General features: G+C 38.8%; 23 protein-coding genes and 3 pseudogenes. 19 read left to right on the plus strand and 7 right to left on the minus strand.

The features are described 5' to 3' along the window. Together B4W83_RS01705 and B4W83_RS01710 are read right to left on the minus strand one after the other, a co-directional pair. Entirely contained in the window at positions 1-1,671 is a 1,671-nt protein-coding gene (locus tag B4W83_RS01705; RefSeq protein WP_080572907.1) for a sensor histidine kinase, read from the minus strand. Further along, positions 1,649-2,263, minus strand: coding sequence for a YesL family protein (locus B4W83_RS01710; RefSeq protein ID WP_000532364.1), 615 nt, complete (start codon positions 2,261-2,263; stop codon positions 1,649-1,651). The genes B4W83_RS01705 and B4W83_RS01710 overlap by 23 nt, the downstream gene beginning before the upstream one ends. Before the next feature lie 134 nt (positions 2,264-2,397). Between B4W83_RS01710 and B4W83_RS01715 the strand changes: the two genes are divergently transcribed. After that, positions 2,398-2,967, plus strand: a complete 570-nt coding sequence (locus B4W83_RS01715; protein WP_000751257.1) for an MptD family putative ECF transporter S component — start codon at positions 2,398-2,400, stop codon at positions 2,965-2,967. 29 nt (positions 2,968-2,996) lie between these two features. Here the strand turns inward: B4W83_RS01715 and B4W83_RS01720 are convergent. Together B4W83_RS01720 and B4W83_RS01725 are read right to left on the minus strand one after the other, a co-directional pair. Continuing rightward, positions 2,997-3,235 (minus strand): annotated as a pseudogene (locus tag B4W83_RS01720) (ABC transporter permease); the annotation flags it as partial. A 16-nt stretch (positions 3,236-3,251) separates the two neighbouring features. Beyond that, positions 3,252-4,496, minus strand: coding sequence for an MFS transporter (locus B4W83_RS01725; protein ID WP_000765360.1), 1,245 nt, complete (start codon positions 4,494-4,496; stop codon positions 3,252-3,254). Between the two features lie 649 nt (positions 4,497-5,145). Between B4W83_RS01725 and B4W83_RS01730 the strand changes: the two genes are divergently transcribed. The 14 genes and pseudogenes from B4W83_RS01730 to B4W83_RS01800 all read left to right on the plus strand — a co-directional run bounded on the left by B4W83_RS01730 (position 5,146) and on the right by B4W83_RS01800 (position 19,140). Further along, a complete protein-coding gene (locus B4W83_RS01730; RefSeq protein ID WP_000420682.1) occupies positions 5,146-5,460 on the plus strand; it encodes a YdcP family protein in 315 nt (104 codons plus the stop codon). Between the two features lie 15 nt (positions 5,461-5,475). Then, entirely contained in the window at positions 5,476-5,862 is a 387-nt protein-coding gene (locus B4W83_RS01735) for a YdcP family protein (protein WP_000985015.1), read from the plus strand. Between the two features lie 28 nt (positions 5,863-5,890). Then, positions 5,891-7,276 (plus strand): FtsK/SpoIIIE domain-containing protein, encoded by a 1,386-nt coding sequence (locus B4W83_RS01740; protein ID WP_000813488.1) that lies wholly within the window; start codon positions 5,891-5,893, stop codon positions 7,274-7,276. 176 nt (positions 7,277-7,452) lie between these two features. After that, a complete protein-coding gene (gene mobT / locus B4W83_RS01750) occupies positions 7,453-8,658 on the plus strand; it encodes a MobT family relaxase (RefSeq protein WP_000398284.1) in 1,206 nt (401 codons plus the stop codon). A 42-nt stretch (positions 8,659-8,700) separates the two neighbouring features. After that, positions 8,701-8,922 (plus strand): hypothetical protein, encoded by a 222-nt coding sequence (locus tag B4W83_RS01755; RefSeq protein ID WP_001009056.1) that lies wholly within the window; start codon positions 8,701-8,703, stop codon positions 8,920-8,922. 116 nt (positions 8,923-9,038) lie between these two features. After that, positions 9,039-9,536 (plus strand): antirestriction protein ArdA, encoded by a 498-nt coding sequence (locus tag B4W83_RS01760; protein WP_000342539.1) that lies wholly within the window; start codon positions 9,039-9,041, stop codon positions 9,534-9,536. A gap of 88 nt (positions 9,537-9,624) precedes the next feature. Further along, positions 9,625-10,017, plus strand: a complete 393-nt coding sequence (locus B4W83_RS01765; protein WP_000723888.1) for a conjugal transfer protein — start codon at positions 9,625-9,627, stop codon at positions 10,015-10,017. Further along, complete coding sequence (gene tcpF / locus B4W83_RS01770) at positions 10,001-12,448, plus strand: conjugal transfer ATPase TcpF (protein ID WP_000331160.1); 2,448 nt, start codon at positions 10,001-10,003, stop codon at positions 12,446-12,448. Before B4W83_RS01765 ends, tcpF begins: the two co-directional genes overlap by 17 nt. A gap of 2 nt (positions 12,449-12,450) precedes the next feature. Further along, complete coding sequence (locus tag B4W83_RS01775) at positions 12,451-14,628, plus strand: CD3337/EF1877 family mobilome membrane protein (RefSeq protein WP_000804748.1); 2,178 nt, start codon at positions 12,451-12,453, stop codon at positions 14,626-14,628. After that, positions 14,625-15,626 carry a bifunctional lytic transglycosylase/C40 family peptidase gene (locus B4W83_RS01780; protein WP_000769868.1) on the plus strand — a complete coding sequence of 334 codons (1,002 nt, stop codon included), beginning with the start codon at positions 14,625-14,627 and terminating at the stop codon, positions 15,624-15,626. The genes B4W83_RS01775 and B4W83_RS01780 overlap by 4 nt, the downstream gene beginning before the upstream one ends. Beyond that, entirely contained in the window at positions 15,623-16,558 is a 936-nt protein-coding gene (locus B4W83_RS01785; RefSeq protein WP_001224320.1) for a conjugal transfer protein, read from the plus strand. The genes B4W83_RS01780 and B4W83_RS01785 overlap by 4 nt, the downstream gene beginning before the upstream one ends. A gap of 313 nt (positions 16,559-16,871) precedes the next feature. Continuing rightward, positions 16,872-16,919: pseudogene (locus tag B4W83_RS13870) on the plus strand (hypothetical protein); the annotation flags it as partial. 15 nt (positions 16,920-16,934) lie between these two features. After that, the gene (tet(M), locus tag B4W83_RS01795; RefSeq protein WP_000691726.1) at positions 16,935-18,854 is read left to right on the plus strand and encodes a tetracycline resistance ribosomal protection protein Tet(M); all 1,920 of its coding nucleotides are present in this window, start codon (positions 16,935-16,937) and stop codon (positions 18,852-18,854) included. Positions 18,855-18,972: 118 nt separating this feature from the next. After that, the gene (locus B4W83_RS01800) at positions 18,973-19,140 is read left to right on the plus strand and encodes a cysteine-rich KTR domain-containing protein (RefSeq protein WP_000336323.1); all 168 of its coding nucleotides are present in this window, start codon (positions 18,973-18,975) and stop codon (positions 19,138-19,140) included. A gap of 59 nt (positions 19,141-19,199) precedes the next feature. Here the strand turns inward: B4W83_RS01800 and B4W83_RS01805 are convergent, their stop codons facing one another. Then, positions 19,200-19,553 carry a helix-turn-helix transcriptional regulator gene (locus tag B4W83_RS01805; RefSeq protein WP_001227347.1) on the minus strand — a complete coding sequence of 118 codons (354 nt, stop codon included), beginning with the start codon at positions 19,551-19,553 and terminating at the stop codon, positions 19,200-19,202. 504 nt (positions 19,554-20,057) lie between these two features. Here B4W83_RS01805 and B4W83_RS01810 point away from each other — a divergent pair. The 4 genes and pseudogenes from B4W83_RS01810 (at position 20,058) to B4W83_RS01830 (ending at position 22,670) form a co-directional block, all read left to right on the plus strand. Next, on the plus strand, positions 20,058-20,480 hold the full coding sequence (locus tag B4W83_RS01810; protein ID WP_000804885.1) for a sigma-70 family RNA polymerase sigma factor: 423 nt from the start codon (positions 20,058-20,060) through the stop codon (positions 20,478-20,480). Further along, entirely contained in the window at positions 20,477-20,707 is a 231-nt protein-coding gene (locus B4W83_RS01815) for a helix-turn-helix domain-containing protein (RefSeq protein ID WP_000857133.1), read from the plus strand. Before B4W83_RS01810 ends, B4W83_RS01815 begins: the two co-directional genes overlap by 4 nt. Before the next feature lie 460 nt (positions 20,708-21,167). After that, positions 21,168-21,371, plus strand: a complete 204-nt coding sequence (locus tag B4W83_RS01825) for an excisionase (RefSeq protein WP_000814511.1) — start codon at positions 21,168-21,170, stop codon at positions 21,369-21,371. An 81-nt stretch (positions 21,372-21,452) separates the two neighbouring features. Next, positions 21,453-22,670: pseudogene (locus B4W83_RS01830) on the plus strand (tyrosine-type recombinase/integrase). A 161-nt stretch (positions 22,671-22,831) separates the two neighbouring features. Here the strand turns inward: B4W83_RS01830 and B4W83_RS01835 are convergent. Beyond that, entirely contained in the window at positions 22,832-23,590 is a 759-nt protein-coding gene (locus tag B4W83_RS01835) for a helix-turn-helix domain-containing protein (protein WP_001180345.1), read from the minus strand. Positions 23,591-23,720: 130 nt separating this feature from the next. After that, positions 23,721-24,413: a methionine ABC transporter permease gene (locus B4W83_RS01840; protein WP_000444652.1), complete on the minus strand. Its 693-nt coding sequence runs from the start codon at positions 24,411-24,413 to the stop codon at positions 23,721-23,723. Position 24,414 lies beyond the last annotated feature (1 nt).

Raw genomic sequence — 24,414 nt, forward strand, 5'->3', positions numbered from 1 at the left:
CTACTCATCTTGAATTGTAATACGATACTGAACACCTGCTTGCTCCGCAGACTCTATCGTAATGGCATAGCGGTCCCCAAAATAGAGCACAAACCGCTCATGGACATTGACAATCCCGATAGACTGCCTTTGATCACTGTAACTGGCTTGGTGTTCAAAATGTCTCTGACTTAATTTTTCTCGAATACTTGTCAATTTTTCAACCGACATTCCACGGCCATTATCTACCACTAAAATTTCCACAAAACCATCCTGTTTAAGCGCCTTGATGCTAATCACATTATCTGTCCGTCTGTGGTCAACACCATGCGCGAAATAATTTTCTACCAGCGGTTGCAAGGTAAACTTGGGAATCTTCATATTCTCTAACTCTGGGTCTATCTTGAAACCATAGGCAATGGACTTGGGATAGCGAACCATGCAGAGATAGCTGTATTTACGGCAAAATTCTAATTCCTGTTTGAGAAGAGTTTCTCTTTCGTCAGAAATATTGTTACGCAAGAGACTACTGAATTCATAAATGATATCTGCCAACTCATCTTGACTCTGCATAACTGCATACATGCGCAAGAACTCCAGCGTATTATACATAAAATGAGGATTGATTTGCGCCTGCAAGGCTCGCATATTGGCATCTTTTTGACTAAGTTCTAACTGGTAAATATCATGGATGTTCTTTTCCAATCGATCCAACATATCATTGGTCGTCTCCGCGATTAGGAGCAATTCCTGGTCCTTTTCAAGCGTATCGATGCGAAGACCTTCTTCCCCTTGGGCAATAGCCTGAATAGAATCCACCAAATCCACTACCTGCTTTTGGTAATTAGCAAAGGTCTGCCTCAAAGTCAGATAGAGAATAACAATAAAGAGAAGGCTCAAGCTCACAATCAAAGCAGAACTGGTCACCGTTCCTTGTAAAACAAAGTTTTTGGGAACTGCCACCTGAACCTGATAACCATGAGAAGTTAAGCCAACAAGCCAATTTTCACTCTCCTTATCAACTGTTTCACCAATATGAAAAATCTCCGTATCAAAAGGTGAGGTCACTGTTACTGCCATCGGAGTATGACCTCTAGTATTATCAATGGCATGGTATAAAACAGCAGGATCCAAGGAGATGTAAATCACTCCTAAATCTTGATCTGACACTGGATCTGACACCGGAATGGCAAAACTATTTCCTGCTGGTTTGAAATCCTCAGCCCTGATTTTTTCTCCACTACGTTTGTCTTTAGTAGAAACATAGACTTCCTTGTAATCTTGAAAAGCAATGGCCACTCCAGTTACAAAATCATTTCGAACATAGAGGTCATCAACATTTTCATGCAGAGAGACTGATACATAAGGCGAAGCTTTCCGCTCTAATTGCCAGTAAAAATAGTCTGGCATGCTAAGGCTAAAGTATTTATAGATTCCCTCAATACGAGCTTGATTTTCAACTAAAGCCTGAGCTATCTGGGTTGACTCTCTATGGTAATATTCAATTTCACTCACTGTTCTAGCAGTTACACGCTGGGCTACTCTCTGGGCTTCCTTTTCCCGTGAATCCCAGTCAGCGTAAGAGAGTAAGATTGCAAAACTCGCAATAATAATGATCATAACTGAACTGTAGGTTCGCAGAAGCGTATGTAGCCAAAACTGCTTCATCCTACTTTGTCGCCAATTTTTCATGGATACTTTCATAGACCGGTTCCAACATATCACTGATAAAGAAATGCCACATCCCAATTCCTACAAAGAAAAGCAGAGCAGGCATATAGTAACCAATTGCTACAAGTAGCACGGTCCCAAGGAGAACCTTGGCCACAGCCGCTAAGCTCATAAAGATGCCAATCAAGGATAGTTTGAGACTATTTCGATAAGACAAGTCAAAATAAACTTGTAATTTCAAAGATACTGTATAAACCAAAAACAGCAGGGCAACTACTAGAACATTCAAAAAGGTCGCAATCAAATGAATAATAGTCTGATGAGGCAATTGTACCAAGAGATACAAGCCATAGACCAAAACTAAATCCACTCCTAGAAAGCTATAGAAAATCAGATTGCTTGAGACAAAATTTTGCTTATAAAGAGACCAAGCCTCCTTCAAACTGTATTCCCGAAAGCTATAACCATGTTCTGCATACAAGCTCATCAAGGTGGCACTAGCCGGCGCTAGACCAAGGATAATTCCTCCTGCCAAGGTTAATAGCCAAAAGAAGGCTGTCGCAACCATCCCTAAAAAGAAACGATTAAAGACAAAGTCTAAAAATCTACCCATGATATCCTCCTAAAATTAACTATGAAACTATTATATCATATTTCAAGCGTTTTCAAAAACTTCTAGTATCCATTTACAATCCCACCAAACCATGGTAAAATGAGAATTGTGAAAAAATTATCAGGAGACAATTCATGAAAAAAACTATCTTAACTACACTGCTTTTTGCAGTTCTTTACTTCCTCTGCATGGGGATTGGTGTCCTTTTGGGCAATCCCCTTGACCAAACTGGGAATATGTTTTATGCGCCTGCCTTTACTGCCCTTGTCGGCGGTAGCGTCTATATGATCCTAGTCGCAAAAGTTCCGCGCTTTGGAGCCATTACCACTATCGGCCTTGTCATGGCCCTCTTTTTCTTGGGATCTAAACACGGTGCTGGTGCCTTCCTTCCTGGAATTATCTGTGGCCTCCTAGCAGATGGAATAGCTCATTTAGGAAAATACAAGGACCAAACAAAGAATTTCCTTTCTTTCATACTCTTTGCCTTTAGCACATCAGGACCAATTCTACTCATGTGGATTACGCCCAAAGCCTATATGGCAACCCTTCTAGCAAGAGGAAAATCGCAAGAATATATCGACCGTATCATGGTCGCGCCAAATCCTGGAACCATCCTTCTATTTGTTGCAAGTGTAGTCATCGGAGCCCTAGTGGGTGCCTTGATTGGACAAGTCTTGAGCAAAAAATTGGCACAGAAAATCTGATAAATAAAAAAGAGCCGCACGGCTCTTTTTTATTTATGGCTCAAGACTTAGTCAAGAAGTCTCCCAAGAATTGGATTGCAAAGATAATCAAAATGATAATGATTGTTGCCAAGATGGTCACATCGTGATTGTAGCGGTTAAATCCATACGCGATGGCTACGTTACCGATACCACCAGCACCAACCGCACCAGCCATAGCTGTTTCCCCAACAAGGGAAATCAAGGTCACAGTCGTCACACGAATCAAATCTGGAAGATCTTCTAGTAAGCCTTAGCTTCCTAGGTTAACATTTTTTACCCGAAAAACTTCTTTTTTCTAGTGATAAAATCAGCCCTATCACACTCACTACCAAAAACACCCACCAACAAAGCCTGATATCTTGTAAAGCTAAGAAGGAAAATATAGACATCCCCAAGGGTAATGTTAGGGAAAAAATCATACTCAAGAGATTATTACTTCTAGCTAATACATCCGCGCTCAAGTTAGACAGTAACAGAGTATCTAATTTAGGCATTGATTTCGACATCAAATACATGACAAAGGCTAAGCAAACAACACCTACTAGAGGAGAAAAATCTAAAATATTAGCAGTAGCAAGTAATACAAACAGAATTGCATTGAGCGATAGCAAACTTGAAAACGACAATTTTCCAAAATAATCATGGGGAGTTAGGCTACCAAGAATAGCTCCTCCCAAGCTGACACATTCAATTAAAAATAGAGCTTGAGCATAGCTGAGATGATAGATAGTATGGTCTAATAAGTAAAAGTGATAAATACCTCCAACAGCTCCTCCCAAAGTATTCATTACTAAAATAACAAGAATAATTTTAAACAAAGATTTACTTTCTCTCTGTCTAAATATATTATCCATGTCCGCATAGATTACCTTAACTTGTTGAAGTAAACTAATCGACTTATCCTCTACACTTACAGACAAATACGTCAATTCTCTTCTATTTTTGAACAAAATAAGAGAAGATAGTAAAAAGAAGCCAGCATTCACAATTGCAACAAAAGAAAAATTTTGATTGCTGGTTGTGAGTAGCCACACTCCTAAGGCTTGACCTCCTAGATTTGATAAATAGGAGACAAACTGAGTAAAGGAATAAGCTTCATAGAGCTTATCTTCCGAAATATTATGCTGGATAATCGGCATACGAAGGCCTGCTGTATAATCCGATAAAATATCTGAACAGATATTAACCATACAGATAAAAGCAAACGTTACGAAGTTCTGATCATGAATCACACTAGCAATCAAAAGAAATAGGAGACTTTGCACACAACCAACCCAGATAATTGTCCCTGCTTTATTCCGAGTATGATCAGCTTTAATCCCAACATAAAAAGTAAATAGGAAAGGTAAAATCGTAATCATATTCGCCATAAATACAGCTATATTTTTAAAGGGTAGACTCGCAGCATAAACGATAAATACCAGATTATAAATATAAGCTCCACTTGAGCTTAAAAACCTTGATAAGGTCAGTATTCTAAATAAATGATGTCTTAAGAATAGTTTCATAACAAGCCTTTCTCACATTTCAAAGAGTATTCTATTGAAACCAGTCTAACAAAAAAAGCGGGACTCCCCACTTTTTTGTAATATATTTTTTCTGAAAATAGAAACTCTAGCGCCTAGAAATTGCTAATTATCACTCCATCTACAAGCCTATTTATTTTTCATCAGTCGATGTAACGAGAATATATTACAAATCTTTATTTGAAAGCTGATTTGCAAAATAGTTTTCATAGTATCTTGCACCATCTATATACTCTAAATCTTGTAAGATTGTAATGCCTCTCTGGATTTTTTCAAGACCCTTATTTTTTCAAAGAAAAATAGCATAAAAATCTAGTTATCCGCATAAAAACTGGACTTATCACACTTTATCAAGGTCAAAACCACTCAATTTACTACTAATTTACTACTTATGAATGAGCTTTGATACGACGATTTATCCTTGAAAAGTGAAGATATAAAGATACTTCCAATAAAATTTGAATATTTAATAGGTAGACACTTCAAAAAATGAGGTGTCTATTTTTTTACCCGATTTTGAAAGGAAGTGAACTTATGAAAACAAAAAATCAAGAATCAAAAGGTCGTTCCCCACTCTTTAAGACCATCAAACATTCATTCAGCCAATAAAAAAGAAAGGATAGGTAAAAATATGGAACTTAAATTTGTGATTCCCAACATGGAAAAAACATTCGGCAATTTAGAATTTGCTGGCGAGGATAAAGTCGTTCAGCGAAGAATCAACGGACGGCTAACTGTCTTATCAAGAAGCTATAATCTCTATTCTGATGTTCAAAGAGCAGATGATATTGTGGTGGTGCTTCCTGCTGAAGCTGGCGAAAAACATTTCGGCTTTGAGGAACGTGTGAAGTTAGTCAATCCACGTATTACCGCAGAGGGCTACAAAATCGGCACTCGTGGTTTTACAAATTACCTTTTACATGCTGACGACATGATAAAAGAATAAAGAAAGAGAGGAAAAATGATGAGATTAGCAAATGGCATTGTATTAGATAAAGACACGACTTTTGGAGAATTGAAATTCTCTGCTCTACGTCGTGAAGTGAGAATCCAAAATGAAGACGGGTCGGTTTCAGATGAAATCAAGGAACGTACCTATGACTTAAAATCCAAAGGACAAGGACGCATGATTCAAGTAAGTATTCCTGCCAGCGTGCCTTTGAAAGAGTTTGATTATAACGCACGGGTGGAACTTATCAATCCCATTGCGGACACCGTTGCTACTGCCACCTATCAAGGAGCAGATGTTGACTGGTATATCAAGGCAGACGATATTGTGCTGACAAAGGATTCTAGTTCATTCAAAGCTCAACCACAAGCAAAGAAAGAACCGACACAAGACAAATAGTCGCTAGGTAGAAAGGAGACTTTTTCGCATGAAACAGCGTGGTAAAAGGATTCGCCCATCTGGTAAAGATTTAGTCTTTCATTTTACGATAGCGTCACTCCTGCCTGTTTTCCTGCTGGTTGTCGGACTGTTTCATGTGAAGACAATCCAGCAGATCAACTGGCAGGATTTTAACCTATCACAAGCAGATAAGATTGACATTCCCTATTTAATTATCAGTTTCAGTGTCGCAATTCTTATCTGCTTGCTGGTAGCGTTTGTATTCAAACGGGTTCGCTATGATACGGTTAAACAACTTTACCACCGTCAAAAACTGGCAAAGATGATACTTGAAAACAAGTGGTATGAATCTGAACAGGTCAAAACAGAGGGTTTCTTTAAAGATAGTGCTGGTCGTACAAAGGAAAAGATAACCTACTTCCCTAAAATGTATTATCGACTTAAAAATGGCTTGATACAGATACGGGTGGAAATCACGCTGGGAAAATATCAAGACCAACTCTTACACTTGGAAAAGAAATTAGAGAGTGGCTTGTACTGTGAGCTGACGGATAAAGAGTTAAAGGATTCCTATGTGGAATATACTTTGCTCTATGACACCATAGCCAGTCGTATTTCTATTGATGAAGTAGAAGCTAAAGATGGTAAACTTCGCTTAATGAAAAACGTATGGTGGGAATATGATAAGCTCCCTCATATGTTGATTGCTGGTGGTACAGGTGGCGGTAAAACTTACTTTATACTGACACTGATTGAAGCCTTGCTTCATACAGATTCAAAACTGTATATTCTTGACCCGAAAAATGCTGACCTTGCGGACTTAGGTTCTGTGATGGCAAATGTCTACTATAGAAAAGAAGACTTGCTTTCTTGCATTGAAACATTCTATGAAGAAATGATGAAACGTAGTGAGGAAATGAAGCAGATGAAGAACTATAAGACTGGCAAAAATTATGCTTACTTAGGTCTCCCGGCACACTTCTTAATCTTTGATGAATACGTCGCTTTCATGGAAATGCTGGGAACAAAAGAAAACACCGCAGTTATGAATAAGCTGAAACAGATTGTCATGTTAGGTCGTCAAGCTGGCTTCTTTCTAATACTGGCTTGTCAACGTCCAGACGCAAAATATTTAGGCGACGGAATCCGTGATCAGTTTAATTTCAGAGTGGCTTTAGGTCGTATGTCTGAAATGGGCTATGGCATGATGTTTGGCAGTGACGTACAAAAGGATTTCTTCTTAAAGCGAATCAAAGGTCGTGGCTATGTTGATGTAGGAACAAGTGTCATATCAGAGTTTTATACTCCCCTTGTACCAAAAGGATATGATTTCTTGGAGGAAATTAAAAAGTTATCCAACAGCAGACAGTCCACGCAGGCGACGTGCGAAGCGGAAGTCGCAGGTGTGGACTGATCTTGCTGGCTGGTGTGGCAATAGCCACGCCAGCACTTAACCCCCCGTATCTAACAGGGGGTACAAATCGACAGGAAACAGTCAAAAAAACATTAGAAAATCCTTTGGTTACAAGGGATTTACAAAATTTCAGCGTATGTCAAATGGGCTTTAAAAGTTGACATACGCCTTTTTGATTGGAGGGATTTTTACTGAATGAACAAACTTGGTTACAGCATTTAAAAGAAAAACGCTTGGCTTATGGACTATCTCAAAACCGTTTAGCTGTTGCGACTGGTATTACAAGGCAGTATCTAAGCGATATTGAAACAGGAAAAGTCAAGCCATCAGAGGATTTACAGCAGTCCCTTTGGGAAGCTCTGGAACGCTTCAATCCCGACGCTCCCCTTGAAATGCTGTTTGATTATGTAAGGATTCGCTTTCCGACAACAGACGTACAGCAGGTGGTCGAAAACATCTTACAACTGAAACTGTCCTATTTTCTTCATGAGGACTATGGTTTCTATTCTTATTCAGAGCATTATGCTTTAGGCGACATATTCGTCCTTTGCTCCCATGAACTGGACAAAGGAGTTCTGGTGGAATTGAAAGGTCGTGGGTGCAGACAATTTGAAAGCTATCTTCTGGCACAACAAAGAAGCTGGTATGAGTTCTTTATGGACGTTTTGGTGGCTGGCGGTGTGATGAAACGCCTTGACCTTGCCATTAACGATAAGACAGGGATTTTGAATATCCCTGTACTCACTGAAAAGTGCCAACAGGAAGAATGTATCTCCGTCTTCCGCAGTTTTAAAAGCTATCGCAGTGGCGAACTGGTACGCAAAGAGGAAAAGGAATGTATGGGAAACACCCTCTATATCGGTTCATTACAAAGTGAAGTTTATTTCTGTATCTATGAAAAGGACTACGAGCAGTACAAGAAAAATGATATTCCCATTGAAGACGCAGAAGTAAAAAACCGTTTTGAGATTCGATTGAAAAATGAGCGTGCCTATTATGCAGTCCGTGATTTACTCGTCTATGACAATCCAGAGCATACCGCCTTTAAAATTATCAATCGGTATATCCGTTTTGTAGATAAAGACGATTCCAAACCTCGTTCTGATTGGAAACTGAATGAAGAATGGGCTTGGTTTATTGGGAACAATCGTGAACGATTAAAACTAACCACAAAACCAGAGCCTTACTCCTTCCAAAGGACGCTGAACTGGCTATCTCATCAAGTTGCCCCGACCTTAAAGGTTGCGATTAAACTTGATGAAATCAACCAGACGCAGGTTGTAAAAGACATTCTCGACCATGCGAAACTGACAGACCGACACAAGCAGATTTTGAAGCAACAGTCAGTAAAAGAACAGGACGTGATAACAACAAAAAAATAACTCAAATACAAATTCATTGAATATAGAGAGGAGAACATTTTTATGAATTTTGGACAAAACCTTTATAACTGGTTTCTATCAAACGCTCAATCACTGGTGCTTTTAGCAATCGTTGTGATTGGCTTGTATCTTGGCTTCAAGCGTGAGTTTAGCAAACTGATTGGCTTTTTAATTATTGCGATTATTGCGGTTGGCTTAGTCTTCAACGCTGCTGGAGTAAAAGACATTTTACTAGAGCTATTCAATCGCATTATTGGTGCTTAAATAAAACCGTTCTTTTGTGGAATATAAGTGGTTTTCTTATGTTCCGCAAAGGAATGGTACACCAAACGAAGTGCGGTAGGGATTTTTGAATCTCTACAAAGAAAGGACGTGAATATATGGACGATATGCAAGTCTATATTGCGAATTTAGGCAAATACAATGAGGGCGAATTGGTCGGTGCGTGGTTTACCTTTCCCATTGACTTTGAGGAAGTCAAAGAGAAAATCGGCTTGAATGATGAATATGAGGAATACGCCATTCATGACTACGAGTTACCCTTTACGGTTGACGAATACACTTCCATTGGCGAACTCAATCGACTATGGGAAATGGTATCGGAATTACCCGAAGAATTACAATCGGAGCTATCTGCTCTGCTCACTCATTTTTCAAGCATTGAAGAACTAAGCGAACATCAAGAGGATATTATCATTCATTCCGATTGTGATGATATGTATGACGTGGCACGCTACTACATTGAAGAAACGGGTGCTTTAGGCGAAGTACCAGCTAGTCTTCAAAACTATATTGATTATCAAGCCTATGGTCGGGATTTAGACCTTTCAGGAACGTTTATCTCAACCAATCATGGGATTTTTGAAATCGTCTATTAAATCTGTCGGTACATTACTACTGGCAGATTTTCTATTTTACGGGGTGGCTCAATCAGCTACCCCTATTTTTTATGAAAGGATTGATTACATGAAGAAAATACGAAGCTATACCAGTATCTGGTCTGTGGAAAAGGTACTGTATTCTATCAATGATTTTAGACTTCCGTTTCCCATAACCTTTACGCAAATGACATGGTTTGTCGTGTCACTCTTTGCAGTGATGATACTTGGCAACTTGCCCCCTCTTTCCATGATAGAGGGAGCATTTCTCAAATACTTTGGGATTCCTGTGGCTTTCACATGGTTTATGTCTACAAAAACTTTTGATGGTAAAAAGCCTTATGGATTTTTGAAGTCTGTCATTGCTTATGCACTGCGACCAAAGCTGACCTATGCAGGAAAAAAAGTAACGCTTGGCAGAAACCAGCCACAAGAAGCCATTACAGCAGTTAGGAGTGAATTTTATGGCATATCCAATTAAATACATTGAAAACAATCTCGTCTGGAATAAAGACGGGGAATGTTATGCTTACTATGAGCTTGTTCCTTACAATTACTCATTTCTAAGTCCAGAACAGAAAATACAAGTGCATGATTCTTTCAGACAGCTTATCGCACAAAATCGTGATGGCAAAATTCATGCTTTACAAATCAGTACAGAATCCAGCATACGTTCTGCACAAGAGCGTTCCAAAAATGAAGTCACTGGCAAGCTCAAAGCGGTTGCCTATGACAAAATCGACCAACAGACAGACGCTTTAATATCCATGATTGGCGAAAATCAAGTGAACTACCGTTTCTTTATCGGCTTTAAGTTGCTTCTCAACGATCAGGAGTTTTCTATGAAAAGTCTTACCGTTGAAGCAAAAAATGCTTTGTCTGATTTTGTCTATGATGTGAACCATAAGCTGATGGGCGATTTTGTTAGTATGAGTAATGATGAAATCCTGCGTTTTCAGAAGATGGAAAAGCTCTTAGAAAATAAAATCTCTCGTCGTTTCAAAATCCGCAGGTTAGATAAGGACGACTTCGGCTATCTGATTGAACACCTTTACGGACAGACAGGCACTGCCTATGAAGAGTATGAGTACCATCTATCAAAGAAAAAGCTGGATAATGAAACGCTGATTAAATACTATGACTTGATTAAGCCTACTCGCTGTTTGGTGGAAGAAAAACAGCGATATTTGAAAATCCAGCAGGAAGATGAAACCGTCTATGTAGCTTACTTTACCATTAACAGCATTGTCGGAGAACTGGACTTCCCGTCCTCTGAAATCTTCTACTACCAGCAACAGCAATTTACATTCCCGATTGATACGTCAATGAATGTGGAAATTGTAGCGAATCGTAAAGCCCTATCTACTGTCCGCAATAAAAAGAAAGAACTGAAAGACTTGGATAACCACGCTTGGCAAAGTGATAATGAAACCAGCTCCAATGTGGCGGAAGCTCTGGAAAGTGTGAATGAGCTGGAAACCAATTTAGACCAAAGCAAGGAATCTATGTACAAGCTGTCTTATGTGGTAAGGGTATCAGCAAATGATCTTGACGAACTCAAACGTCGTTGTAATGAAGTGAAAGATTTTTATGACGATTTAAGCGTAAAACTGGTACGACCATTTGGGGATATGCTCGGCTTACATGAAGAATTTTTACCTGCCAGCAAGCGTTATATGAATGATTATATTCAATACGTGACCTCTGATTTCCTCGCTGGTTTAGGTTTTGGTGCTACTCAAATGCTGGGGGAAAATGAGGGGATTTATGTTGGCTACAGCTTAGATACTGGACGCAATGTCTATCTGAAACCTGCTCTTGCCAGTCAAGGGGTTAAGGGTTCAGTAACCAATGCGTTAGCGTCGGCTTTTGTTGGTTCGCTGGGTGGTGGTAAATCCTTTGCGAATAACCTTATCGTCTATTATGCGGTGCTTTATGGGGCACAAGCAGTGATTGTAGACCCAAAAGCAGAACGTGGCAGATGGAAAGAAACCTTGCCAGAGATTTCCCATGAAATCAATATCGTCACTCTGACTTCTGATGAGAAAAACAAAGGCTTACTTGACCCTTATGTGATTATGAAAAATCCCAAAGATTCTGAATCACTGGCTATTGATATTCTGACATTCCTTACGGGGATTTCCTCTCGTGATGGGGAACGCTTCCCAATCCTTAGAAAAGCCATTCGTGCAGTAACCAATAGTGAAGTACGAGGGTTGATGAAAGTGATTGAGGAATTACGGGTTGAGAATACGCCACTAAGTACCAGTATAGCCGACCATATCGAAAGTTTTACAGACTATGACTTTGCACATTTATTATTCAGTAATGGTTATGTGGAGCAGTCTATCAGCTTAGAAAAACAACTGAACATTATACAGGTTGCGGACTTGGTACTTCCCGACAAGGAAACTTCCTTTGAGGAATATACCACTATGGAGCTTTTATCCGTTGCTATGCTGATTGTCATTAGTACCTTTGCTTTAGACTTTATCCATACAGACCGAAGCATTTTCAAGATTGTAGATTTAGACGAAGCATGGAGCTTTTTACAGGTAGCACAAGGAAAAACACTATCTATGAAGCTGGTTCGGGCTGGTCGTGCTATGAACGCTGGGGTATATTTCGTGACCCAAAATACAGACGACCTCTTAGATGAAAAACTGAAAAATAACCTCGGCTTAAAATTTGCATTTCGTTCCACTGACCTTAACGAGATTAAAAAGACCTTAGCCTTTTTTGGTGTAGACCCAGAGGACGAAAACAATCAGAAGCGATTGCGTGATTTGGAAAACGGGCAATGCCTTATCAGTGATTTATATGGTCGTGTCGGTGTGATACAGTTCCACCCTGTATTTGAAGAACTGCTCCATGCCTTTGATACCAGACCACCTGTGCGAAAAGAGGTGTAAATGTGAAACCATCAATAGTAAACAGAATAAAATCAAACTGGACGCTGAAACGTCTAGGTAAAGTGGCAATGACAGTGGCTTTCACACTTGTGATTGCCATTTTTCTTTTAGCCATGCTGGGAACGGTGGTTCAAGCTGCGGGCTTGGTAGATGATACGGTCAATGTGGCAAATGAATACAGCCGATACCCACTTGAAAACTATCAACTGGATTTTTATGTGGATAATAGCTGGGGCTGGCTTCCGTGGAACTGGTCGGACGGGATTGGAAAACAGGTCATGTATGGACTATATGCCATTACCAATTTTATTTGGACAATCAGTTTGTATGTTTCCAATGCGACAGGTTACTTAGTACAGGAAGCCTATTCCTTAGACTTCATTTCCGCTACAGCAGATTCCATTGGTAAGAATATGCAGACCTTAGCTGGTGTGAGTGCAAACGGATTTTCAACAGAGGGTTTCTATGTTGGATTCCTCTTACTCTTGATTTTGGTTCTTGGGGTTTATGTTGCCTATACGGGACTGATAAAGAGAGAAACCACAAAGGCAATTCATGCCATTATGAATTTTGTGCTGGTGTTTATCCTATCGGCTTCCTTTATTGCCTACGCTCCCGACTACATTAAAAAAATCAATGACTTTTCATCAGACATCAGTAATGCCAGTTTATCACTTGGCACGAAGATTGTCATGCCCCATTCCGATAGTCAAGGCAAGGACAGCGTGGACTTAATCAGAGATAGCCTGTTTTCCATACAGGTTCAGCAACCGTGGCTACTGCTTCAATACAACAGTTCAGACATTGAAAGTATCGGTATTGACCGTGTGGAAAGCCTGCTCTCCACCAGCCCAGATTCCAACAATGGCGAAGACAGAGAAAAAATTGTTGCGGAAGAAATTGAAGACAGAAGCAATACCAATCTAACCATTACAAAGACCATTAACCGTTTAGGTACAGTCTTCTTCCTATTTGTCTTCAATATTGGGATTTCCATATTTGTATTCCTATTAACAGGAATCATGATTTTCTCGCAGGTACTTTTTATCATCTATGCTATGTTTCTGCCTGTGAGCTTTATTTTAAGCATGATTCCATCATTTGATGGTATGTCAAAACGAGCCATAACAAAGCTCTTTAATACCATTTTGACACGAGCTGGAATCACATTGATTATTACGACAGCATTTAGTATTTCAACCATGCTCTATACCTTATCGGCTGGTTATCCGTTCTTTTTGATTGCTTTTCTACAGATTGTGACCTTTGCAGGAATCTACTTCAAGCTGGGCGATTTAATGAGTATGTTTTCTCTACAGAGTAACGATTCTCAAAGTGTGGGAAGTCGTGTGATGAGAAAACCTCGTATGCTTATGCACGCTCACATGCACCGTCTACAGCGGAAACTTGGACGTTCCATGACTACTCTAGGGGCTGGGTCTGCCATTGTTACAGGTAAAAAAGGACAGTCGGGTTCGGGGAGTTCTGCAAGGACACAAGCAGATCACTCCCGACCAGACGGAAAGGAAAAATCAACACTTGGAAAACGTATCGGTCAAACCATCGGTACAGTAGCTGATACCAAAGACAGAATGGTAGACACTGCTAGTGGTTTGAAAGAACAGGTTAAAGATTTGCCGACCAATGCAAGATATGCAGTATATCAAGGAAAATCCAAAGTAAAAGAGAATGTCCGTGATTTAACCAGTAGTATTTCTCAAACCAAAGCGGACAGAGCCAGTGGACGCAAGGAACAGCAGGAACAAAGGCGAAAAACCATTGCGAAGCGTCGCTCTGAAATGGAACAGGTCAAACAGAAAAAACAGCCTGCTTCTTCTGTTCATGAAAGACCGACTACAAGACAAGAACAATATCATGATGAACAGACCTCAAAACAGTCTAATATTCAGACTTCATATAAGGAATCTCAACAAGCCAAACAAGAGCGTCCAGCAGTTAAGTCCGATTTTTCAAGTCCAAAAGTGGAACGCCAAGGCAATACCGTTCAAGAAAAAACCGTTCAAAAGCCAGCAACTTCAACCACTACAGCAGATAGAACTTCACAACGTCCAATCACAAAAGAACGTCCGTCTACTGTTCAAAGAGTACCACTACAAAATACAAGAAGTAGACCACCAATCAAAACCGCCACCATTAAGAAAGTCGGTAAGAAACCATGAAGTTGAAAACTTTAGTGATTGGTGGTTCTGGATTATTCTTGATGGTCTTCTCACTGCTTCTGTTTGTTGCCATTTTATTTTCAGATGAACAGGACAGCGGAATTTCCAATATTCATTATGGAGGTGTGAATGTTTCCGCAGAAGTGCTGGCTCATAAGCCTATGGTAGAAAAATATGCCAAAGAATATGGCGTTGAAGAATATGTCAACATACTTCTTGCGATTATACAGGTGGAATCGGGCGGTACTGCGGAAGATGTTATGCAGTCCTCGGAATCCCTCGGTCTTCCACCTAATTCATTGAGTACAGAAGAATCCATTAAGCAAGGTGTGAAGTATTTCAGTGAATTATTAGCCAGTAGCGAAAGGCTCAGTGTAGATTTAGAATCGGTTATCCAGTCCTACAATTATGGTGGTGGTTTCTTAGGGTATGTGGCTAATCGTGGAAATAAATATACCTTTGAACTGGCTCAAAGTTTCTCAAAAGAGTATTCAGGTGGCGAAAAAGTGTCTTACCCCAATCCCATAGCCATACCTATCAATGGGGGCTGGCGATACAACTATGGCAATATGTTTTATGTGCAACTGGTAACGCAGTATCTTGTCACAACAGAGTTTGATGATGATACGGTACAAGCCATCATGGACGAAGCACTGAAATATGAGGGCTGGCGATACGTTTACGGTGGAGCTTCCCCGACTACTTCTTTTGATTGTAGCGGACTGACACAATGGACGTATGGAAAAGCTGGAATTAACTTACCACGAACCGCACAACAGCAATATGATGTGACCCAGCATATCCCACTATCGGAAGCACAAGCTGGCGATTTGGTTTTCTTTCATTCTACCTATAACGCTGGCTCTTATATTACTCATGTTGGGATATACCTTGGCAATAACCGTATGTTTCATGCAGGCGACCCAATCGGTTATGCCGACTTAACAAGCCCCTACTGGCAACAGCATTTAGTGGGAGCAGGACGAATCAAACAATGAGAAAGGAAGATTTAATGATGAAATTTAGAAAAAATCAGAATAAAGAAAAACAGATACCAAAGGAAAAGAAACCTCGTGTCTACTATAAGGTCAATCCTCATAAAAAGGTTGTGATTGCCTTGTGGGTACTTTTAGGGCTTAGTTTCAGCTTTGCGATATTCAAGCACTTTACAGCTATAGATACTCATACTATTCACGAAACAACTATCATAGAAAAGGAATACGTTGATACTCATCATGTAGAAAATTTTGTAGAGAACTTTGCGAAAGTCTACTATTCATGGGAGCAATCCGATAAGTCCATTGATAATCGAATGGAAAGTCTAAAAGGCTATCTGACAGATGAACTTCAAGCTCTCAATGTTGATACAGTACGCAAAGATATTCCTGTATCGTCTTCTGTAAGAGGATTTCAGATATGGACGGTAGAGCCAACTGGCGACAATGAGTTTAATGTAACCTACAGTGTAGACCAGCTCATTACAGAGGGAGAAAATACAAAGACCGTCCACTCTGCTTATATAGTGAGTGTCTATGTAGATGGTTCTGGAAATATGGTACTGGTTAAGAATCCGACCATTACCAACATACCTAAGAAATCAAGTTATAAACCAAAAGCCATTGAAAGTGAGGGGACGGTTGATTCCATTACAACCAATGAAATCAATGAGTTTTTAACGACGTTCTTCAAGCTCTATCCTACAGCGACAGCCAGTGAACTTTCCTACTATGTGAATGACGGGATATTAAAACCAATCGGAAAAGAGTACATCTTTCAAGAACTGGTAAATCCTATTCACAATCGTAAGGATAATCAAGTCACGGTATCGCTGACAGTGGAGTATATCGACCAGCAGACCAAAGCAACGCAGGTATCTCAATTTGATTTGGTACTTGAAAAGAACGGGAGTAATTGGAAGATTATAGAATAACAAATATTGGTACATTATTACAGCTATTTTGTAATCACGTACTCTCTTTGATAAAAAATTGGAGATTCCTTTACAAATATGCTCTTACGTGCTATAATTTAAGTATCTATTTAAAAGGAGTTAATAAATATGCGGCAAGGTATTCTTAAATAAACTGTCAATTTGATAGTGGGAACAAATAATTGGATGTCCTTTTTTAGGAGGGCTTAGTTTTTTGTACCCAGTTTAAGAATACCTTTATCATGTGATTCTAAAGTATCCGGAGAATATCTGTATGCTTTGTATACCTATGGTTATGCATAAAAATCCCAGTGATAAAAGTATTTATCACTGGGATTTTTATGCCCTTTTGGGTTTTTGAATGGAGGAAAATCACATGAAAATTATTAATATTGGAGTTTTAGCTCATGTTGATGCAGGAAAAACTACCTTAACAGAAAGCTTATTATATAACAGTGGAGCGATTACAGAATTAGGAAGCGTGGACAAAGGTACAACGAGGACGGATAATACGCTTTTAGAACGTCAGAGAGGAATTACAATTCAGACAGGAATAACCTCTTTTCAGTGGGAAAATACGAAGGTGAACATCATAGACACGCCAGGACATATGGATTTCTTAGCAGAAGTATATCGTTCATTATCAGTATTAGATGGGGCAATTCTACTGATTTCTGCAAAAGATGGCGTACAAGCACAAACTCGTATATTATTTCATGCACTTAGGAAAATGGGGATTCCCACAATCTTTTTTATCAATAAGATTGACCAAAATGGAATTGATTTATCAACGGTTTATCAGGATATTAAAGAGAAACTTTCTGCCGAAATTGTAATCAAACAGAAGGTAGAACTGTATCCTAATATGTGTGTGACGAACTTTACCGAATCTGAACAATGGGATACGGTAATAGAGGGAAACGATGACCTTTTAGAGAAATATATGTCCGGTAAATCATTAGAAGCATTGGAACTCGAACAAGAGGAAAGCATAAGATTTCATAATTGTTCCCTGTTCCCTGTTTATCACGGAAGTGCAAAAAACAATATAGGGATTGATAACCTTATAGAAGTGATTACGAATAAATTTTATTCATCAACACATCGAGGTCCGTCTGAACTTTGCGGAAATGTTTTCAAAATTGAGTATTCGGAAAAAAGACAGCGTCTTGCATATATACGTCTTTATAGTGGCGTACTGCATTTGCGAGATTCGGTTAGAATATCGGAAAAGGAAAAAATAAAAATTACAGAAATGTATACTTCAATAAATGGTGAATTATGTAAAATCGATAAGGCTTATTCCGGGGAAATTGTTATTTTGCAGAATGAGTTTTTGAAGTTAAATAGTGTTCTTGGAGATACAAAGCTATTGCCACAGAGAGAGAGAATTGAAAATCCCCTCCCTCTGCTGCAAACGACTGTTGAACCGAGCAAACCTCAACAAAGGGAAATGTTACTTGATGCACTTTTAGAAATCTCCGACAGTGACCCGCTTCTGCGATATTATGTGGATTCTGCGACACATGAAATCATACTTTCTTTCTTAGGGAAAGTACAAATGGAAGTGACTTGTGCTCTGCTGCAAGAAAAGTATCATGTGGAGATAGAAATAAAAGAGCCTACAGTCATTTATATGGAAAGACCGTTAAAAAAAGCAGAGTATACCATTCACATCGAAGTTCCACCGAATCCTTTCTGGGCTTCCATTGGTCTATCTGTAGCACAGCTTCCATTAGGGAGCGGAGTACAGTATGAGAGCTCGGTTTCTCTTGGATACTTAAATCAATCGTTTCAAAATGCAGTTATGGAGGGGATACGCTATGGCTGTGAACAAGGATTGTATGGTTGGAATGTGACGGACTGTAAAATCTGTTTTAAGTATGGCTTATACTATAGCCCTGTTAGTACCCCAGCAGATTTTCGGATGCTTGCTCCTATTGTATTGGAACAAGTCTTAAAAAAAGCTGGAACAGAATTGTTAGAGCCATATCTTAGTTTTAAAATTTATGCGCCACAGGAATATCTTTCACGAGCATACAACGATGCTCCTAAATATTGTGCGAACATCGTAGACACTCAATTGAAAAATAATGAGGTCATTCTTAGTGGAGAAATCCCTGCTCGGTGTATTCAAGAATATCGTAGTGATTTAACTTTCTTTACAAATGGACGTAGTGTTTGTTTAACAGAGTTAAAAGGGTACCATGTTACTACCGGTGAACCTGTTTGCCAGCCCCGTCGTCCAAATAGTCGGATAGATAAAGTACGATATATGTTCAATAAAATAACTTAGTGTATTTTATGTTGTTATATAAATATGGTTTCTTGTTAAATAAGATGAAATATTTTTTAATAAAGATTTGAATTAAAGTGTAAAGGAGGAGATAGTTATTATAAACTACAAGTGGATATTGTGTCCTGTATGTGGAAATAAAACACGATTAAAGATAAGGGAAGATACTGAATTAAAAAAATTCCCCCTCTATTGTCCGAAATGCAGACAAGAAAATTTAATTGAAATAAAGCAGTTCAAAGTAACTGTGATTACAGAGCCAGACGCAAAGACGCAGAGCCGATAAAATGAGATTAATACAATCTCATTTTATCGGCTCTTTCCGTTATGTATGGATTCTTTTAATTAGTCTTCGATGTTTCTTGCTTCGTTGATACCGCTGGCTAAAGATTCCATTAAGGATAGTTCTTTGTCTGTAAAGCTATCCATGTATTTCTCTATCTGTAATCGTCGGGTGCTTTTTACCAAGTTATTAGCAGGTAAGAAAAATTCATCAACGGAAACATGAAGTAACGATACAAGGTCATAAAGAACTTGTATGCTGGGGTGTTGCCCTTTATTTTCAATATTAGTTAAGTACCGTGGGTCAATTTCAATCAATGCTCCCACTTGTTCACGAGTTAAACCTCGTTTCAATCGAGCTTCTTTAATGGCTAAACCAAAGGCTCTAAAATCATATTTATCTTCTTTTTTACGCATAGTAGACCACCTCTATACATTTTATTGTCCCTACTGAATTAAAAACAGGTATAGAAAAACGTGTTATATGGTTTATAGGTTTATATTTAATAAAAAGCACTACTAAACGCCAATAAAAAAAACCGTTATATGGTAGTGCTATTTACGCTGTTAAAATATTGTATATTACTTCCAAATGGCGGTTTGTTGGAGGTCAACGTCGCCATGAAGTACATCATATACAATAAATTTCCTTACATTGGGTTCTTGTCAAAAAAAGTCGTCTATCTGCAATAGATAAGTACGTCCACCAATGTGGTTTTATAAATCATATAGATAGAATAACAGAAGCATGTAAACAGAGAAATAAATCTGTTTATATGCTTTTTTGGCTATTCAGAACTTTTTTACAAAGTTTATTTATCAGTAATGCAACAAATCCCCCTTTCACATTGGGACTAAGAGTGAAAGGAGATAAACGAGCAAGGCTCACTTCCTTTCCTAGACAGAAAGGGGGTGAGAAACATGAAACCATCTTCTTTTCAGACCACAATAGAAAATCAGTTTGACTATATCTGTAAACGTGCTATGGAAGACGAGCGAAAGAATTATATGCTTTATCTTTCAAGGATTGCAAAGCGTGAGGTGTCCTTTTCGGATGTTGGCGATTATCTTGTTAGCCAGTTTGCGACAACAGATAACTATTCAACTGACTTTCAGATTTTTACACTCAATGGGTTATCAGTAGGCGTTGAAAATGATTTGTTGAGTGAAGCATTACGTGAGTTGCCAGACAAGAAACGTGAAATTCTACTGCTGTTTTACTTTATGGACATGAGCGATTCAGAAATTGCAGACCTGTTGAAATTGAACCGTTCTACTGTCTATCGGCATAGAACCAGTGGACTAGCCTTAATTAAAAAGTTTATGGAGGAATTTGAAGAATGAAAACACAATATCCTATGATTCCCTTTCCTCTCATTGTAAAGGCAACAGATGGCGATACCGAAGCGATTAACCAGATTCTACATCATTACAGAGGGTACATAACGAAGCGTTCCCTACGACTTATGAAAGATGAATATGGCAATCAAAGTATGGTCGTTGATGAAGTCTTACGTGGAAGAATGGAAACCAGACTGATTACAAAGATTTTGTCATTTGAAATTAAGTAATATCCTCTCTCCTTTCGTGGAAGCGTGCTAAACCATTCCACGCTTCCCGAACAGGGAGGTTTGTTATTCCACCAAAGCATATTGAGCTTTCAATGTGTTTTGATAGGCTAACGAGCCATTGTTCTTTGAAAACTGAATAAAAGTAATCGAATACGTTTCGATAAGAAAAGAGCCAACGGAACTAACCGCCATGACCTATCTTATAAAGATAGCGAGCGATTCATGTTAGTGATCCGAGAAGCAATCTTTAGCAGGATTGCCTGCAACGACATTCTTATCGTGATAATGATACTCCCATACAGTCAATAGTCCGAGCGTGATAAAACCGTCGCAGGCAATGAGTATGGCTACATGAGAACCATGCAGGGGTGGAACTCCCGTGAGCTTTGCTAAAGCTGTTCGATTGCTGGTAAAACAACTTTTATGAAATCCAAATAAGTGATTTGGAAAGGAGGATTTTATGAAGCAGACTGACATTCCTATTTGGGAACGTTATACCCTAACCATTGAAGAAGCGTCAAAATATTTTCGTATTGGCGAAAACAAGCTACGACGCTTGGCAGAGGAAAATAAAAATGCAAATTGGCTGATTATGAATGGCAATCGTATTCAGATTAAACGAAAACAATTTGAAAAAATTATAGATACATTGGACGCAATCTAGCGTCGCCAAAGGGTCTTGTATATGATAAAATAGTATTAAGTCGTATCAAGGCTCTTTCCATAAAGGAAAGGAGCAAATGCCATGTCAGAAAAAAGACGTGACAATAAAGGTCGAATCTTAAAGACTGGAGAGAGCCAACGAAAAGACGGAAGATACTTATACAAATATATAGATTCATTTGGAGAACCGCAATTTGTTTACTCGTGGAAACTTGTGGCTACAGACCGAGTACCAGCAGGAAAGCGTGATTGTATCTCACTTAGAGAGAAAATCGCAGAGTTACAGAAAGACATTCATGATGGTATTGATGTTGTAGGAAAGAAAATGACACTCTGCCAGCTTTACGCAAAACAGAACGCTCAAAGACCAAAGGTTAGAAAAAACACTGAAACTGGACGCAAATATCTTATGGATATTTTGAAGAAAGACAAGTTAGGTGTAAGAAGTATTGACAGTATTAAGCCATCAGACGCTAAAGAATGAGCTATTAGAATGAGTGAAAATGGTTATGCTTATCAAACCATCAATAACTACAAACGTTCTTTAAAGGCTTCATTCTATATTGCTATACAAGATGATTGTGTTCGGAAGAATCCATTTGACTTTCAACTGAAAGCAGTTCTTGATGATGATACTGTCCCTAAGACCGTACTAACAGAAGAACAGGAAGAAAAACTGTTAGCCTTTGCAAAAGCTGATAAAACCTACAGCAAAAATTATGATGAAATTCTGATACTCTTAAAAACAGGTCTTCGTATTTCAGAGTTTGGTGGTTTGACACTTCCAGATTTAGATTTTGAGAATCGTCTTGTCAATATAGACCATCAGCTATTGAGAGATACTGAAATTGGGTACTACATTGAAACACCAAAGACCAAAAGTGGCGAACGTCAAGTTCCTATGGTTGAAGAAGCCTATCAAGCATTTAAGCGAGTGTTAGCGAATCGAAAGAATGATAAGCGTGTTGAGATTGATGGATATAGTGATTTCCTCTTTCTTAATAGAAAGAACTATCCAAAAGTGGCAAGTGATTACAACGGCATGATGAAAGGTCTTGTTAAGAAATACAATAAGTATAACGAGGATAAATTGCCACACATCACTCCACATAGTTTGCGACATACATTCTGTACCAACTATGCAAATGCAGGAATGAATCCAAAGGCATTACAGTACATTATGGGACATGCTAATATAGCCATGACGCTGAACTATTACGCACATGCAACATTCGATTCTGCAATGGCAGAAATGAAACGCTTGAATAAAGAGAAGCAACAGGAGCGTCTTGTTGCTTAGTAGTACAAATGAATTTACTACTTATTTACCACTTCTGACAGCTAAGACATGAGGAAATATGCAAAGAAACGTGAAGTATCTTCCTACAGTAAAAATACTCGAAAGCACATAGAATAAGGCTTTACGAGCATTTAAGAAAATATAAAAAGATAATTAGAAATTTATACTTTGTTTACATTAAAAATAGTATCATAATACCCTTTAGCAATCATATAAATGATTTTAAGATAAGCTTGAGATTCTGGCAATTCTCGTTTTTCAATCTGAAAAACAAAATAGTCTGCTTTTAATTTATCCTTTTCCTCTATCGCTTTAAAAAGTCCATTAATTAAAATGGTATCAATACCGACTTTGTTACTAGGTAAAGAGCCTAATAAATCCGTCTTTTGCAACATCTCCCTAGAATATTTAAAATAGAGGGGCAGAGGAAACAAAGTAGAAATCGTTGAAAATAGTTCCAATTCATAATTTCCCCAGATGTCAATAGTAAAAAAATAGTCATAGAGAAAAGTCAGTTCTTCATCCGTTGCCCTTATTTCTGAATCAAAAAACACAAGAAGGCTTTTGATACGAATCATTTGTAAAAGATAGCTTTTTTCACCACTTGATCTATACTTTTGAATCGTCTCTTCATACAAGGCGTGGAGAGAATCAATCCCTTCTCTATCATATAGTTCCCAGAGATTTTCTTGAAAAGCCAAAGCCTTTTTCTGAGAAAAACCACGTACCAAGTACATAAATTCATTCAAATCAGAGTGGATGTTATCTAAGGCAGTAATCAATTTCATAGATGATAAGTCTGCTTCTCCACGCTCAAATTTGCTCAGCATGGAATAAGTAAACTCTCCTCCCGTCGCCTCCTGTAGAGATACATTCCGACTCTTTCTCAATTCTTTAAAAACTTCTCCCAGATTTTGCATATTGACTCCCCACAATGCTTAACTCTCTAACTCATAAAAGTGATGATTGATAGCAACCAGTACAGAAAATTTCAAGTCTTGACGATAACGACAACTCCTATGAATGATGTACAGATTGCCTAGCCCTTTTTTATTTATGGCTCAATTTCTTAGTCAAGAAATCTCCCAAGAATTGGATTGCAAAGATAATCAAAATGATAATGATGGTTGCCAAGATAGTCACATCGTGATTGTAGCGGTTAAATCCATAAGCGATGGCTACGTTACCAATACCACCAGCTCCAACCGCACCCGCCATAGCTGTTTCCCCAACAAGGGAAATCAAGGTCACAGTCGTCACACGGATCAAATCTGGAAGACCTTCTGATAGGTAAACACCCACGATGTCCCAGAAAGTCGCTCCGCTCGCTTGAGCCGCCTCAATGACACCACCATCTAGCTCAGCCAAGACAACCTGCACCTGACGGGCAAAGAAGGCAAAGACCGCAAAAGATAGCGGTACGATAGCCGCATTTGGACCAATGCTTGTTCCTACGATTAGATGAGAGAAGGGTGACAAGACTGCCAAGAGAATGATAAATGGTACCGCACGGAAAATAGAGGTAATCTTATCTAAAATCCAGAAGACGACCTTATTTTCCAAGACACCACCTGGCGCTGTCAAGACAAGGAAAAGACCTGCCACCAGTCCCAAGAGCCCTCCGATGATAAAGGAAAGAACTGTCATATAAAGGGTTAGGTAGATGGCTGTTCCCCAGCCTGCTTGACCAGCCCAGCCCATCTTATAGACATTTGGTAAATAGGTTTGAATCAATGATTCCATC

Origin of the sequence: Streptococcus pseudopneumoniae ATCC BAA-960 = CCUG 49455 (assembly GCF_002087075.1) — a bacterium.
Classification (GTDB): domain Bacteria; phylum Bacillota; class Bacilli; order Lactobacillales; family Streptococcaceae; genus Streptococcus; species Streptococcus pseudopneumoniae.

Coding starts and splice junctions, on each gene's coding strand:
- B4W83_RS01740 (WP_000813488.1), top strand. CDS start 5,891: ATGAAACAGCGTGGTAAAAGGATTCGCCCATCTGGTAAAGATTTAGTC.
- B4W83_RS01835 (WP_001180345.1), bottom strand. CDS start 23,590: ATGCAAAATCTGGGAGAAGTTTTTAAAGAATTGAGAAAGAGTCGGAAT.
- B4W83_RS01735 (WP_000985015.1), top strand. CDS start 5,476: ATGATGAGATTAGCAAATGGCATTGTATTAGATAAAGACACGACTTTT.
- B4W83_RS01755 (WP_001009056.1), top strand. CDS start 8,701: ATGAATTTTGGACAAAACCTTTATAACTGGTTTCTATCAAACGCTCAA.
- B4W83_RS01730 (WP_000420682.1), top strand. CDS start 5,146: ATGGAACTTAAATTTGTGATTCCCAACATGGAAAAAACATTCGGCAAT.
- B4W83_RS01780 (WP_000769868.1), top strand. CDS start 14,625: ATGAAGTTGAAAACTTTAGTGATTGGTGGTTCTGGATTATTCTTGATG.
- B4W83_RS01825 (WP_000814511.1), top strand. CDS start 21,168: ATGAAGCAGACTGACATTCCTATTTGGGAACGTTATACCCTAACCATT.
- B4W83_RS01840 (WP_000444652.1), bottom strand. CDS start 24,413: ATGGAATCATTGATTCAAACCTATTTACCAAATGTCTATAAGATGGGC.
- B4W83_RS01725 (WP_000765360.1), bottom strand. CDS start 4,496: ATGAAACTATTCTTAAGACATCATTTATTTAGAATACTGACCTTATCA.
- B4W83_RS01785 (WP_001224320.1), top strand. CDS start 15,623: ATGAGAAAGGAAGATTTAATGATGAAATTTAGAAAAAATCAGAATAAA.
- B4W83_RS01715 (WP_000751257.1), top strand. CDS start 2,398: ATGAAAAAAACTATCTTAACTACACTGCTTTTTGCAGTTCTTTACTTC.
- B4W83_RS01805 (WP_001227347.1), bottom strand. CDS start 19,553: ATGCGTAAAAAAGAAGATAAATATGATTTTAGAGCCTTTGGTTTAGCC.
- B4W83_RS01815 (WP_000857133.1), top strand. CDS start 20,477: ATGAAAACACAATATCCTATGATTCCCTTTCCTCTCATTGTAAAGGCA.
- B4W83_RS01765 (WP_000723888.1), top strand. CDS start 9,625: ATGAAGAAAATACGAAGCTATACCAGTATCTGGTCTGTGGAAAAGGTA.
- B4W83_RS01760 (WP_000342539.1), top strand. CDS start 9,039: ATGGACGATATGCAAGTCTATATTGCGAATTTAGGCAAATACAATGAG.
- B4W83_RS01710 (WP_000532364.1), bottom strand. CDS start 2,263: ATGGGTAGATTTTTAGACTTTGTCTTTAATCGTTTCTTTTTAGGGATG.
- B4W83_RS01810 (WP_000804885.1), top strand. CDS start 20,058: ATGAAACCATCTTCTTTTCAGACCACAATAGAAAATCAGTTTGACTAT.
- tcpF (WP_000331160.1), top strand. CDS start 10,001: ATGGCATATCCAATTAAATACATTGAAAACAATCTCGTCTGGAATAAA.
- B4W83_RS01705 (WP_080572907.1), bottom strand. CDS start 1,671: ATGAAAAATTGGCGACAAAGTAGGATGAAGCAGTTTTGGCTACATACG.